Origin of the sequence: Flavobacterium sp., from assembly GCF_039916025.1 — a bacterium.
GTDB lineage: Bacteria > Bacteroidota > Bacteroidia > Flavobacteriales > Flavobacteriaceae > Flavobacterium.
In genome coordinates, this window is record NZ_JBDSMB010000183.1 from 1 (window position 1) to 12,664 (window position 12,664).

The 12,664-nt window shown below is 36.4% G+C and carries 13 protein-coding genes; 8 read left to right on the top strand and 5 right to left on the bottom strand.

All coding sequences use genetic code 11. From position 1 onward, the window contains the following. Positions 1-110: 110 nt before the first annotated feature. Both atpD and ABIQ27_RS13510 read left to right on the top strand, forming a co-directional pair. Positions 111-1,622 (top strand): F0F1 ATP synthase subunit beta, encoded by a 1,512-nt coding sequence (gene atpD, locus ABIQ27_RS13505; RefSeq protein ID WP_348034444.1) that lies wholly within the window; start codon positions 111-113, stop codon positions 1,620-1,622. Between the two features lie 75 nt (positions 1,623-1,697). Then, positions 1,698-1,979 carry a F0F1 ATP synthase subunit epsilon gene (locus ABIQ27_RS13510; RefSeq protein WP_348034445.1) on the top strand — a complete coding sequence of 94 codons (282 nt, stop codon included), beginning with the start codon at positions 1,698-1,700 and terminating at the stop codon, positions 1,977-1,979. 59 nt (positions 1,980-2,038) lie between these two features. On the opposite strand, the gene ABIQ27_RS13515 is transcribed toward ABIQ27_RS13510, so the two are convergent. The 3 genes from ABIQ27_RS13515 to ABIQ27_RS13525 are packed head-to-tail and all read right to left on the bottom strand — an operon-like array spanning position 2,039 to position 2,934. Further along, positions 2,039-2,209, bottom strand: a complete 171-nt coding sequence (locus ABIQ27_RS13515; RefSeq protein WP_348034446.1) for a hypothetical protein — start codon at positions 2,207-2,209, stop codon at positions 2,039-2,041. A 6-nt stretch (positions 2,210-2,215) separates the two neighbouring features. Further along, the gene (locus ABIQ27_RS13520; RefSeq protein ID WP_348034447.1) at positions 2,216-2,428 is read right to left on the bottom strand and encodes a helix-turn-helix transcriptional regulator; all 213 of its coding nucleotides are present in this window, start codon (positions 2,426-2,428) and stop codon (positions 2,216-2,218) included. A 2-nt stretch (positions 2,429-2,430) separates the two neighbouring features. Beyond that, complete coding sequence (locus ABIQ27_RS13525; protein ID WP_348034448.1) at positions 2,431-2,934, bottom strand: DUF2975 domain-containing protein; 504 nt, start codon at positions 2,932-2,934, stop codon at positions 2,431-2,433. Between the two features lie 222 nt (positions 2,935-3,156). Here ABIQ27_RS13525 and ABIQ27_RS13530 point away from each other — a divergent pair, with 222 nt between their 5' ends. The 5 genes from ABIQ27_RS13530 (at position 3,157) to ABIQ27_RS13550 (ending at position 8,042) form a co-directional block, all read left to right on the top strand. Further along, positions 3,157-4,329 (top strand): pyridoxal phosphate-dependent aminotransferase family protein, encoded by a 1,173-nt coding sequence (locus ABIQ27_RS13530; RefSeq protein ID WP_348034449.1) that lies wholly within the window; start codon positions 3,157-3,159, stop codon positions 4,327-4,329. A 148-nt stretch (positions 4,330-4,477) separates the two neighbouring features. Next, entirely contained in the window at positions 4,478-4,882 is a 405-nt protein-coding gene (locus tag ABIQ27_RS13535; RefSeq protein ID WP_348034450.1) for a DUF2007 domain-containing protein, read from the top strand. Further along, complete coding sequence (bioD, locus tag ABIQ27_RS13540; RefSeq protein ID WP_348034451.1) at positions 4,882-5,499, top strand: dethiobiotin synthase; 618 nt, start codon at positions 4,882-4,884, stop codon at positions 5,497-5,499. The genes ABIQ27_RS13535 and bioD overlap by 1 nt, the downstream gene beginning before the upstream one ends. An 87-nt stretch (positions 5,500-5,586) precedes the next feature. Continuing rightward, positions 5,587-6,858, top strand: coding sequence for an adenosylmethionine--8-amino-7-oxononanoate transaminase (gene bioA, locus ABIQ27_RS13545; RefSeq protein ID WP_348034452.1), 1,272 nt, complete (start codon positions 5,587-5,589; stop codon positions 6,856-6,858). A gap of 32 nt (positions 6,859-6,890) precedes the next feature. Continuing rightward, positions 6,891-8,042, top strand: a complete 1,152-nt coding sequence (locus ABIQ27_RS13550; protein ID WP_348034453.1) for a beta-ketoacyl synthase N-terminal-like domain-containing protein — start codon at positions 6,891-6,893, stop codon at positions 8,040-8,042. 83 nt (positions 8,043-8,125) lie between these two features. On the opposite strand, the gene ABIQ27_RS13555 is transcribed toward ABIQ27_RS13550, so the two are convergent. Continuing rightward, positions 8,126-8,440 carry a GIY-YIG nuclease family protein gene (locus ABIQ27_RS13555; protein ID WP_348034454.1) on the bottom strand — a complete coding sequence of 105 codons (315 nt, stop codon included), beginning with the start codon at positions 8,438-8,440 and terminating at the stop codon, positions 8,126-8,128. A 149-nt stretch (positions 8,441-8,589) separates the two neighbouring features. Next, positions 8,590-9,057, bottom strand: a complete 468-nt coding sequence (locus tag ABIQ27_RS13560; protein ID WP_348034455.1) for a regulatory protein RecX — start codon at positions 9,055-9,057, stop codon at positions 8,590-8,592. Positions 9,058-9,395: 338 nt separating this feature from the next. Here ABIQ27_RS13560 and ABIQ27_RS13565 point away from each other — a divergent pair, with 338 nt between their 5' ends. Next, complete coding sequence (locus ABIQ27_RS13565) at positions 9,396-12,551, top strand: lamin tail domain-containing protein (RefSeq protein ID WP_348034456.1); 3,156 nt, start codon at positions 9,396-9,398, stop codon at positions 12,549-12,551. The last annotated feature ends 113 nt before the right edge of the window (positions 12,552-12,664 follow it).

The following is a 12,664-nucleotide window of genomic DNA, read 5'->3' on the forward strand; positions in this document are numbered from 1 at the left end:
TTTTTTTATAAAATAATTATTGATTATTCGATTTATAAAAATTATCTTTGCGCTCTGAAAAAAGAATGTTTTATTCAAACCTAAATAGCTATTTAATAAATACATAAACAATGTCAAAAGCAATAGGAAAAGTTTCCCAAATCATTGGACCAGTAGTAGACGTAGTATTTGATACTAAAGATGTTGAACTGCCAAAAATCTATGACTCACTAGAAATCATTAACAAAAATGGTTCAATATTAGTACTTGAAGTGCAATCACATATTGGTGAAAACACAGTTCGTACAATCTCTATGGACTCAACAGATGGTTTGAGTAGAGGAACTGCTGTAAACGCTACAGGTGCTCCAATACAAATGCCAATCGGTGCCGATATCTACGGACGTCTGTTCAACGTAATTGGTGATGCCATTGATGGTTTAGGAAATTTACCAAAAGACGGAGCAAACGGAGTTTCTATTCACCGTCAGGCACCAAAATTTGAAGATCTGTCAACTTCTACAGAAGTTTTATTCACCGGAATTAAAGTAATCGATTTGATTGAGCCTTACTCAAAAGGTGGTAAAATTGGATTGTTCGGTGGAGCTGGAGTTGGTAAAACAGTATTGATTCAGGAATTGATTAACAATATCGCTAAAGGTCACGGTGGACTTTCTGTATTCGCAGGAGTTGGTGAAAGAACACGTGAAGGAAACGATTTGCTTCGTGAGATGTTGGAATCAGGAATTATAAAATATGGTGATGATTTCATGCACTCTATGGAAAATGGAGGATGGGATTTGTCTAAAGTTGATAAACCAGGAATGAGAGAGTCTAAAGCTACTTTCGTTTTCGGACAAATGAATGAGCCACCTGGAGCTAGAGCACGTGTGGCACTGTCAGGATTGTCTATCGCTGAGTATTTCCGTGATGGAGCTGGTTCAGATCAAGGTAAAGACGTACTTTTCTTCGTTGACAATATCTTCCGTTTTACACAAGCAGGTTCAGAGGTTTCGGCGCTTTTAGGTCGTATGCCATCTGCGGTAGGTTACCAACCAACATTGGCAACAGAAATGGGTGCGATGCAGGAAAGAATTACATCTACAAACAAAGGTTCTATTACATCTGTACAAGCAGTTTACGTTCCTGCGGATGATTTAACTGACCCGGCACCGGCAACAACGTTTGCTCACTTAGATGCAACAACCGTATTGTCTCGTAAAATTGCTGAGCTTGGTATTTATCCTGCGGTGGATCCATTGGATTCAACTTCAAGAATTCTTACTGCTCAAATCTTAGGTGATGATCACTATAACTGTGCTCAAAGAGTAAAAGAGATACTTCAAAAATACAAACAACTTCAGGATATCATCGCAATCCTTGGATTGGAAGAGTTATCAGAAGATGATAAATTATCAGTATCAAGAGCACGTAGAGTACAACGTTTCCTATCTCAACCTTTCCACGTTGCTGAGCAATTTACAGGTATTCCTGGAGTATTGGTTGATATCAAAGAAACAATCAAAGGATTCAACATGATTATTGATGGTGAATTAGACCACTTGCCAGAAGCTGCTTTCAACCTTAAAGGTACAATCGAAGAAGCAATCGAAGCAGGACAAAAAATGTTAGCAGAAGCTTAATTCTATTATAAATTTTGAATTTTGAATTATAAATTAATTTAAAATTTAAAATTTAGAATTTAAAATAATAAAAAAATGATTTTAGAAATAGTATCACCAGAAGCTACATTATTCAAAGGAGAAGTTACTTCGGTTTCTTTACCAGGTGTGACAGGTTCGTTCCAAATTTTGAATAACCACGCACCAATAGTTTCTATTTTAAAGCACGGCGTCGTAAAAATCGAAGCAGCAAGTTTTAAATTTGATAAAGAAGTAGCAGGAAAGTTTACCAAAGTAAACGATCAAAACTACCTTCTGGAAATCAATTCAGGAACTATTGAAATGAAAGACAATAAAGTAATTGTATTAGCCGACTAATACGATTCGATATAAAAGAGAAAAGCCCAATCTAGTTGAAAAACGAGATTGGGCTTTTTTTATTTCATTTTTCGGAGTGATTGAATAACAATCGAACCTAATACAAAAGCTTCTATAGCTAAACCAGCTATTAATAAGTATTGAGATAATTCGTTTTTGTTAATTTTTAGTAAGGCACCAATAATTACCAATACCATTCCCAGTACTAAAAGAATTAGATTTTTTTTCATGAGTTTTTATTTTACATCGTTTACAAATTCTAAAATATCTCCCGGTTGGCATTCCAATATTTCACATATAGCTTCCAATGTAGAGAAGCGCACAGCCTTAGCTTTTCCAGTTTTTAAAATGGAAAGGTTAGCTGTGGTGATGCCAATTTTCTCCGCCAGTTCATTAGAACGCATCTTGCGTTTGGCCAACATTACATCGAGATTTAATATGATAGGCATAATCAAATTGTTAGTTCGTTTTCTTCTTTCATCTTTCTGCCAATAGTAAAAACCTCTGATAGCACTTTGAAAAATAAACCTAAAGCAAGTAAATAAAGGAATGGACCATATCCAAATTCAATACCGACTTTATCATAAGAAAGTTTTCCGGTAAAGTCAGCAAACAATTGAACTATAGAAGCCAGAATTATTAATCGACCAATCTTATCCAATAAAAAGCAGATTTCTGTTTCAAAAATCATACGTTTCTTAAATTGAGTTAAAAGCTTTCTGAAAAAATAGAGCGAATATAAAAGTAAACTAAAATTTAAGACATTTATAACTAAAGCTATTTTACCAAAGCCGTTTGTTAAATCAATTGTACCTGTAGCAAAAGTTAGCGGAATATCGATGATTTCTTTATTAATTATAATCATAATCGAAAGTATGATTATTAACGGTAAAAAGATTAAAGACATAATCCAAATAAAATCAACAATCGTTTTAAGCAAGTTTAGTTTTTTCATGATAATGGTTTTAATAGTTGCTACAAATATATAAAAATTATCGATAAACAATAATTAATGTGTAAAAAACAATAATATTTTTTCAGCTGATAAAAAAATGAATTCAAAAAATAGGATTGGTTTTTTTGTTTAGGAGCTATTTCCGGCTGTTCGCTATATCTTTTTCTTCCAAAAAAGAAAAAGGATACCGCTGCCATCCGGGCTATTTACTATCTTTGAAATATGAAGCGTTTTCCTTTATCCTTATTCCACAAATTAAAAGAAAGAGAAGCATCAAATAGCTTGCGTAGCTTTAAATACTTTCATTCACCGCAAATAGATTTTTCATCAAATGACTATTTGGGTTATGCGGGCAGCCTTGCTATTTTTGAAGAAACCCATCAATCGTTATGTGCTAAAGGAGAAAGGAAAAATGGAGCAACAGGTTCCAGACTTTTAACTGGGAATTCAACATTATATGATCAAACAGAATCATTTCTTTCCAAATTCCATAAAGCAGAAGCGACACTAATTTTCAATTCCGGTTATGATGCCAATGTTGGTTTTTTCAGCGCTGTGCCGCAACGAAATGATGTGATTTTGTATGACGAATTATGCCACGCTTCGATTCGAGACGGAATACAAATGAGCAATGCCAAAGCCTATAAATTTGGACACAACAGCTATGATGAATTAGAAAAATTAATTCTAAGACAGCAACCGATAACCGATAACCGACAACCGACAACAATTTATATCGTAACAGAATCCGTCTTCTCCATGGATGGCGATTGCCCTAACATGGAAGAGCTCACAAATCTTTCTGAAAAATATGGTGCTTATTTAGTTGTTGATGAAGCGCATGCTCTTGGAGTTTTTGGCGACCAAGGCGAAGGATTGATTCAAAGTCTGGGTTTGGAAGACAAAGTGTTTGCCCGCATTATGACCTTCGGAAAAGGATTGGGGTGTCATGGCGCAGCCGTTTTAGGAAGTCAGGAATTGAAAAGTTATTTAATCAACTTTGCCCGAAGTTTTATTTATACCACTGGACTTTCGCCTCATAGTGTGGCTACTATTTTGCAATCGTATAAACATCTGACGAAAGAAAAAGAATCATTACAAAAACTGAAAGCAAACATCATATTTTTCAATCAGGAAAAAATGAGATTGGGTTTAAAACCAATGTTTGTCTATAGCAAATCAGCGATTCAATGCGCTATCATTCCGGGAAATGAAACCGTAAAAAAGATTGCAACCCAACTCCAGCAAAAAGGCTTTGATGTCAGGCCAATATTGTCACCAACCGTTCCCGAAGGACAAGAGCGTTTGCGATTCTGTTTGCATAGTTATAATTCGGAGAAAGAAATCTCGGAAGTATTGCAGTTGTTGAGTACTTTTGTGTTCGAAATTAAATAAGAATAAAAAATTACACGGAGACACACAGAGAGAAAAAAGAGAAACACTAAGCAATAAATTAACTCTGTGAATCTCAAAAAGCTCTGAGAATCTCTGTGAATTCACTATCATCCGTGGTCAAATCATTATATGTCAAAGGCCTTTATTTATGGAAGAAGAAAAATTTACATTACTCCGCCGATTTCAATATTCAAGCGAAGCTATCATTTACCAGGGTAAATTAGAAAGTCAGGGCATTGATGTGTTTTTGAGAGACAACAATATTGTCGATTCCAATCCGTTGTACAGCAATGCTGTTGGCGGCGTGAAAATGTTTGTCAAAACAGAAGATTTTGATAAGGCAAATGAAATACTTGGAGATGTAAGCCTGTATTCTGTAGATGATGAAAACCAACCTTTAAAATGCCCGGAATGTGGCGCCGAACAAGTAGACATGGAGCAATCAATCGATGGTGTCAGATCGTTCTTCAGGGTTTTGTTTTTAGGTGCTTTTGCTCTTTTATTTTCAAAGTACAAACACAAATGTCAAAATTGTAAATTCGAATTCGAATAATGAAAATCTTTATCACAGGAATTGGTACTGATGTTGGCAAAACTATTGCCTCGTCTATTGTAGTCGAAGCTTTAGAAGCCGATTATTGGAAACCGATTCAGGCCGGAGATTTAGATTGTTCTGATACTCAGAAAGTCAAATCCCAAATCTCAAATCCCAAATCCCAATTTCACGAAAACAGTTATAAACTCAATACACCGGCAAGTCCACATTTGGCAGCACAACTCGACGGAATTATAATTGATTTAAAAAAAATCAAAGAACCAAAAACTGCGAATCATCTTGTGATTGAAGGCGCTGGCGGAATTCTTGTTCCGCTAAATGACACTGATTGTGTGGTTGATTTAATCCAGAAAGACTATAAAGTTATTGTGGTTTCCCGGCATTATTTGGGAAGCATTAATCATACTCTATTAACGATTGAAGCTTTGAAAAATAGAAAAATCAGCGTGGCCGGAATCATCTTTTCTGGGGATGAAAATAAAGCGACAGAAGACATTATTCTAAAGAAAACCAAAGCAAAATTTATTGGCAGAATTGATAACGAACCTTATTTTGATGCGAATGTTATTGGGTATTATGCTGATAAGTTTAGGGACAATCTTTTAAAACTTTAAGAATATAGAACATAGAACATAGAAAATAGAGCAAAGAGTTTAGTTAAGTCTATTCTCTATATTCTATTCTCTTTTATCTTTATAAAAATGAACCTTTCCGAAAGAGATAAATTATACAACTGGCATCCCTATACGCAACACAAAACGGCTGCTGATTTTCCAGCAATTGTCAAAGGCGAAGGCGCTTTGCTTTGGGATGAAAACGGCAAAGAATATGTCGATGCGATTGCTTCCTGGTGGGTGAATCCGTATGGTCATTCCAACAAAATTATAGCCGATGCAATTTATGAGCAACTGACCACTTTAGAGCATGTTTTGTTTGGCGGTTTCACTCATGACAAAGCAGTTTTATTGGCTGAAAAGCTAATGACTATTTTACCAAAAAATCAAAAGAAACTTTTCTATTCTGATAACGGTTCGACTGCTGTCGAAGTCGCCTTGAAATGTGCCCTGCAGTACAACTATAACAAAGGAATCAAAAAAACAAAAATCATTGCTTTTGAAGATGCCTTTCATGGCGATACTTTTGGAGCGATGGCTTCAAGTGGAATTTCGTTTTTTACTGAAGCATTCAAAGGTTCGCTTTTGGAAGTTGTTAGAATTCCGGTGCCGACAAAAGGCAATGAAGAGCAAAGTTTGCAGGCTTTGCATGATTTGGTTGCAACCAATGAATATGCGACATTTATTTTTGAGCCTTTGGTTCAGGGTGCAGCAGGAATGGTAATGTATCGCCCCGAAGTTTTGGATACCATGATTCTCATTTGTAACCAAAATAATGTGTTCACCATTGCCGATGAAGTGATGACAGGTTTTGGGAAAACCGGAAAAATCTTTGCGACGGATTATTTGATAAATAAACCCGATATGATGTGTTTGTCAAAAGCGTTAACTGGCGGAACAATTCCGATGGCGATAACGACTTTTACTCAAGAAGTTTTTGATGGTTTTTATGATGATGATACGAATAAAGCACTCTTTCACGGACATACATTTACTGCAAATCCAACAGGCTGCGCTGCCGCTTTGGCGAGTATCAATTTGCTGCAAACGGGAGCAATGCAAAACAATATTGCCAGAGTAAATAAAGCACATTTAGCTTTTGAAGCCAAAATAAAATCGCATTCCAAAGTAAAAACAACTAGAGTTCTTGGAGTAATCTTCGCATTGGAAATCAAGACTGAAAATCAGGAAAGTTACTATGGGTCAATGCGTAACAAACTCTATAATTTCTTTATTGAGAATGGCGTAATTCTACGGCCTGTTGGAAACATCGTTTACATTCTGCCGCCTTATATTATTACGGATTCCCAATTGGAAAAAGTCTACGCGACTGTCGAAAAAGCGCTCGAAATAGTGTAGTTTTGCACTACTAATTTCTTTAAAATATTCTTTTGAAAACTCCTATTGCCATAACTTCAATTGCTTCATTTTCTGCTTTAGGAAAAACGACTGACGATGTTTGGAATGAATATTTGAATCCAAAAACACTTATTGTCGAAAAGCAAATAGGTAATTCCAATTCTTTGGTTGTGCCGCTGTCAGCCAAACTTGCTGATCAAGTTCAGGCATTGCGCGACTCGGATATAAAATACAAATCGCTTGACAATTCGGTGCTTTATGCTATTTTGGCTTCAAGAGAAGCGGTGAAAAAAGCAGGTTGGGATGATTCGATTTTTGGCGTTAATATTGGTTCTTCCCGTGGTGCAACGCAGCTTTTTGAAAAGCATCATCAGGAATTTTTAGAAACCGGAAAGACACCAACTTTGGCATCGCCAACAACAACTTTGGGAAACATTTCAACTTGGGTTGCTCATGATTTAAAATCAAATGGCCCAGAATTGTCACATTCTATAACTTGTTCGACGGCACTTCACGCCTTGTTAAACGGAATCGCCTGGCTGCAGGCCGGAATGGCAGATAAGTTTCTGGTAGGAGGAAGCGAAGCACCATTAACACCGTTTACAATTGCCCAAATGCAGGCGTTGAAAATATATGCAAAAACAAATGACGAATATCCATGCCGCGCTTTGGATTTGGATAAAATCAAAAACTCAATGGTCCTGGGCGAAGGTGCTGCGATGGCGTGTTTGGAAATTGGCGTACAGGAAAATGCCTTAGGATATGTAACTGGATTTGGTTATGCTACTGACGATTTGCAACACAGTATTTCGATTACAGATGAAGCGGAATGTTTCCAGAAATCAATGAAAATGGCGTTGCAAAATGTATCATTAGATGAAGTCGATGTCGTTGTGATGCATGCACCGGGAACTATAAAAGGAGACAAATCAGAATATAAAGCGATCCAAAAAGTCTTCGGGAAAACCCTTCCGATGTTGACGACCAACAAATGGAAAGTGGGCCACACTTTTGGTGCTTCAGGAATGCTCAATATTGAGTTAGCGCTTTTGATGATGCAACACCAACAGTTCATAGGAGTTCCTTTTGTAATGGAAAAAAATCCGCGAAAAGCGATTCGAAATGTATTGATAAATGCAGTTGGATTTGGCGGGAATGCGGTGAGTATTTTGGTTTCTAAATAACATTTCGATACTTCGACAGGCTCAGTGAGACAATGTGCTGCTTCTTATTGTGTTTTCTAGAATTACAATTAAATAGTAAAATGTCAGTCTGAGCCTGTCGAAGCCTCGTGTTGCGTATAGTTTTTTGAATATAAAACCAATTTGTCCCAATCCTCATTAATCAAAGCTTCTTTCTTTTTTCTGGTCCATCCTTTTATTTTTTTTTCGGTGCTAATTGCATCCAAAACATCATTGAAAGTTTCAAACCAAACTAATTCTAAAGGGCGTTTGTCAAAAGTGTAACAATCTTTATTCCTACCTGAACTGTGTTCTGCAAATCGTCTTTCCAGATTGTTTGTAAAACCTGTATAATATGAGTTGTCACTACATTTTAAGATGTATACAAAATAAGATTTCATATTGATTTATTAGAAACACTAAATTAATTAAAAAAGTTTCAAGATGGCACTTCAACAGGCTCAGTGAAACAATGTGCTTCTTATTGTGTTTTCTGGAATTACAATTAAATAGTAAAATGTCAGTCTGAGCCTGTCTAAGACAGTTCCTTTTAAGAAGACAATTCCTTTAACTTGGCATAAATTAGATTGCTTTCCCAGCCTTTTCTCAATAGGTAATCGCAAAACTTCTTTTTCTTTTTTTGAACATTGCTTTCTTTAATGGTTTCCCAATGCCTTTCGGCTAATTTGTCAAAAGCATCCTGGTATTCATCTTCGATGATTTCGGTTAAGGCACATTTGATATTTGGCGCCGAAATTTGCCGTTGTTTGAGTTCGTTTACAATGCGGTTTTTACCCCATAATTTGATGCGGTGTTTTCCTCTGGCAAAACTTCGGGCAAAACGTTCTTCGTTTAGGAAATTATTCTGGATTAAATGAACAACAATCGCATCAATTTCATCAGTTTTCATGCCTAAATCATAGGTTTTCTGCACCACTTCCTGATGGCAACGCTCTTGATAGGAACAATAATATTCCAGCTTGAGTTGAGCTTCTTTTAATGTTATTGCTTCCTTCATTTTGAGTTAAAATTCCAATCTGGCAAAGTTAGTTAATTGCCATGAATACTTTGACACAGCGTTAAGTTTAGGATTAAACGTACGGAAATAAGTTCAGTAAAAACCCAATTAACCTGATAAACGTAAATAAAAACATCGCTTTAAATACATTTAACTATAAATGTTCATAAACATGGCTTTTTATTAATAATTTCTTAAGCTAAACTGCTTGTATTTGAGTAATTTAGATGTAGTTTTGTTGCCCCTATTTCTACTGATTAAACGCTAACCTTTTTTTGTGCAACAAAATTAGATTCTATTGCTATGAGAATTAATGAGATAACATAATTCATTTTATAATGAAACAAAAAATATTTTTTATTGCGCTTTTGATTTGTTTTTTTTGCTCTACCAAGACAAATGCTCAATTATTACAGTGGAATACTTTTGGGAATACAGGATTTGAAACTTCAGAACCTAGTATTTATAATAATCCCAATATAACAACCTCTAATTTAACAACGGGTTCTATAACCGCAGCTGGTAATGCCAACAGATTAGGAGGCACCAATTGGTTTGACACCGGAGACACTAATCCTACAACCCTTGCAGAATCCATAGCAGGGAATGACTACATTCAATTTACTGTCACACCTATATCAGGATCTACATTTACACCAACATCTTTTGTTTTTAATTGGGATTCATCAGCCACAGGACCAAAAAATGTGGCTCTTCGCTCTTCATACGATGGGTATGCTGCTAATCTTGGGGTTGTTGCTCCTGTTTCAGCTATTACAACATCTAATTTTATTGTGATAACCGGGCTTACCAATCTTGCTTCGGCAGTTACTTTTAGACTTTATGGATATGGAGCAACCGCCACCACAGGTTCGGGAGGCATTGACATTGGTTCCAATGTAGTGAATGCTACTTTGGGCGGAACAGCTTCTAATGCTTGTACGCCACCAACAATTTCTTCTCTATCACCAGCTGCAGGAATTGTTGGCAGTCAGGTTACAATTACTGCAAGTTCAGGTAGTCTTGTCGGAGCTACAGCTGTTTTTAATGGCGTAACGGCAACCACTGTTTCAAGTTCAGCTACTCAATTGGTCGTTACAGTTCCTCTGGGAGCTAATACAGGAAATTTAGTCATTACTGATGCACAACCTTGTGCGGCTACTACAACTTTTACTGTTCTGCCTACTGTTGCAGCTTGCGGAGTTCTTACTGATTTAATTATAAGTGAAGTTACGGATACTAACTATGGCGGACTTAGCTATATAGAAATTTATAATGGGACAGGTACTACAGTTGATCTTTCTGCTTATAATTTACAATTTTATTCTAATGGAGCTGGCGCACCTTATGCTACAACTGGAGTTGGCGGAGTTGCTGCTTTTTCAGGTATGCTTGCAGATGGTCAAACTTATACTGTAAGTACAGCACCAAGTGCAGCTGTTTGTAATGGCACTACAGGTTCAGGTTCTTTGGCTAATTTGCAAACAACTGCAAATGGAGTTAATTTTGGAATCAATGTGGATGACCAAATAATTCTTTATAAAGGAGCTACAAAGATTGACAGTTGGGGAGATAACACAGGTAACTGGTCTGCTTCCTTAGGAATAGCAACAGAAGGAGCTGATTTTAGAAGAAATCCGTTAGCAGCAACTTTACCAAGCACCACTTACAATAATTCTGATTGGATAGTTACAGACTGGGCAGGAACAGGTTCCGGAGCTTGTCCAACAAATGATTATTCAAATATTGGAACTTATAATTATACTCCGGCTTCTGCAGATACCTGGAATGGGACTTCATGGTCGGATGGAGTACCGCCAACATTGGCAAAATTAGCTATCATTGATGGTGCTTACAGCACGTCTTCAAACGGAAGTTTTGAAGCATGCAGCCTAACCGTTAATGCCGGAAAAACGCTCAACATTGATGCTAATCAATACGTAGCTATTCAATATAATTTAAAGGTAAAACCAACAGGGAATATCATTGTTAATGATAATGGTTCATTGATACAAATTGACGATTCCGGTACTACTTCAGGGAGCATTGATGTAAAAAGAGTGGCATCAATTAAGAAAATGGATTATGTATACTGGTCATCACCAGTTTCAGGATTTGGAGTACAAAGTGTATCACCAGGTTCTCCTACTTCCTTAATATGGAAATGGAATACTACTTTAGTCAATTCTAATGGAGGAGAAGGTAACTGGCAAAATACCAGTGAAACAATGCAGGAATGTAAAGGCTATATTGTAAGAGGGCCTGATAGTTATAGTAATTCTACAGCGGCTGATTATATAGCTACTTTTACTGGAACTCCGTTTAACGGCGTATGCCAGCCTTCCATAATCAGAGGCGATGATACTAATGCGGGTTCAACCGGACCAAATGGCGTTTTGAGAACTATAAAAGATGACAATTGGAACTTATTTGGAAATCCATATCCTTCTTCTATTAGTGCCATCAAGTTTTTGACGCTTAATACCAATATTGATGGTAATATCCGATTATGGACTCACGGTACTTTGCCAAGCGCAGCTGTTTTAGATCCTTTTTATGGAAACTTCGTTTACAACTATGATCCTAGTGATTACATTACGTATAACATTACAGGCTCAAGTAGCGGACCTAGTGCCTTCAATGGATATATTGCTTCCGGACAGGGATTTTTTGTAATTATGAATGATGGAGCCGCTGACGCTTCTCAAAAAGTAACTTTCAATAATTCATTAAGAGAAACTGTCGGAACTCCAAATACTTATTACGACAATACCTATTTTTATAAAAATGGAAATGCAGAAAGCTCATCTCCGAATCAAAAAGGCAGAATTTGGCTTGACATTATTGATAGTACAGGCAAAAGCAGTCGTGCTTTGGTCGGTTATTTATCCGGTGCAACTTTGGCAAAAGATAGATTATACGATGCTTTTTTCAGAGTTGGAAACACGATGAGTATTTTTTCAATGATAGATGATGAAGCGATGAGCATTCAGGGCAGACCTGTTCCGTTCAGACATGATGATGTGGTTCCAATAGGGGTTAAAATCAGCACCGCCGGAAACCATACTATTGCTTTGGGAACTATCGATGGTATATTTGAAAATGCTAACAAAGACATTTACATAGAAGATACGATGACGGGAATTGTGCATGACTTAAAAGAAGCACCTTACAATTTCACTTCGGCTGCCGGAAAATTCACCGACCGATTCAAGCTTCGTTATCAAAACAAAAACGGAAATAGTAACCATAGCATCACTAATCCTGAAAATGTTATAGTGTACTCAAATCAAAATACAATTACTGCATATTCATTTTCTGAAAAAATAACCAATGTCAAAATATTTGATATGTTAGGAAGAGCAATGGATGAAGTTGCAGGCGCAAATAATCAGGAAGTCAGCATCAATTTAGCCAACCTGAATCATCAACCGATAATTGTGAAAATTACTTTAGGGAATAATGAGATAGTGACTAAGAAAATTATTTTCTAAAAATCTAGCTTTGCTCCAGAGGTGAAATTTTTTTCATTTTGACATTAAATTTGTTTTAAGATTTTGTTCATAAATTATGTTAGTTTTAATAAAAAATTCAAAACTATATCGTT

What these genes read in the sequence shown, in the direction of transcription:
- atpD (WP_348034444.1), top strand. Translation starts at nt 111, where the DNA reads ATGTCAAAAGCAATAGGAAAAGTTTCCCAAATCATTGGACCAGTAGTA.
- ABIQ27_RS13510 (WP_348034445.1), top strand. Translation starts at nt 1,698, where the DNA reads ATGATTTTAGAAATAGTATCACCAGAAGCTACATTATTCAAAGGAGAA.
- ABIQ27_RS13515 (WP_348034446.1), bottom strand. Translation starts at nt 2,209, where the DNA reads ATGAAAAAAAATCTAATTCTTTTAGTACTGGGAATGGTATTGGTAATT.
- ABIQ27_RS13520 (WP_348034447.1), bottom strand. Translation starts at nt 2,428, where the DNA reads ATGCCTATCATATTAAATCTCGATGTAATGTTGGCCAAACGCAAGATG.
- ABIQ27_RS13525 (WP_348034448.1), bottom strand. Translation starts at nt 2,934, where the DNA reads ATGAAAAAACTAAACTTGCTTAAAACGATTGTTGATTTTATTTGGATT.
- ABIQ27_RS13530 (WP_348034449.1), top strand. Translation starts at nt 3,157, where the DNA reads ATGAAGCGTTTTCCTTTATCCTTATTCCACAAATTAAAAGAAAGAGAA.
- ABIQ27_RS13535 (WP_348034450.1), top strand. Translation starts at nt 4,478, where the DNA reads ATGGAAGAAGAAAAATTTACATTACTCCGCCGATTTCAATATTCAAGC.
- bioD (WP_348034451.1), top strand. Translation starts at nt 4,882, where the DNA reads ATGAAAATCTTTATCACAGGAATTGGTACTGATGTTGGCAAAACTATT.
- bioA (WP_348034452.1), top strand. Translation starts at nt 5,587, where the DNA reads ATGAACCTTTCCGAAAGAGATAAATTATACAACTGGCATCCCTATACG.
- ABIQ27_RS13555 (WP_348034454.1), bottom strand. Translation starts at nt 8,440, where the DNA reads ATGAAATCTTATTTTGTATACATCTTAAAATGTAGTGACAACTCATAT.
- ABIQ27_RS13560 (WP_348034455.1), bottom strand. Translation starts at nt 9,057, where the DNA reads ATGAAGGAAGCAATAACATTAAAAGAAGCTCAACTCAAGCTGGAATAT.
- ABIQ27_RS13565 (WP_348034456.1), top strand. Translation starts at nt 9,396, where the DNA reads ATGAAACAAAAAATATTTTTTATTGCGCTTTTGATTTGTTTTTTTTGC.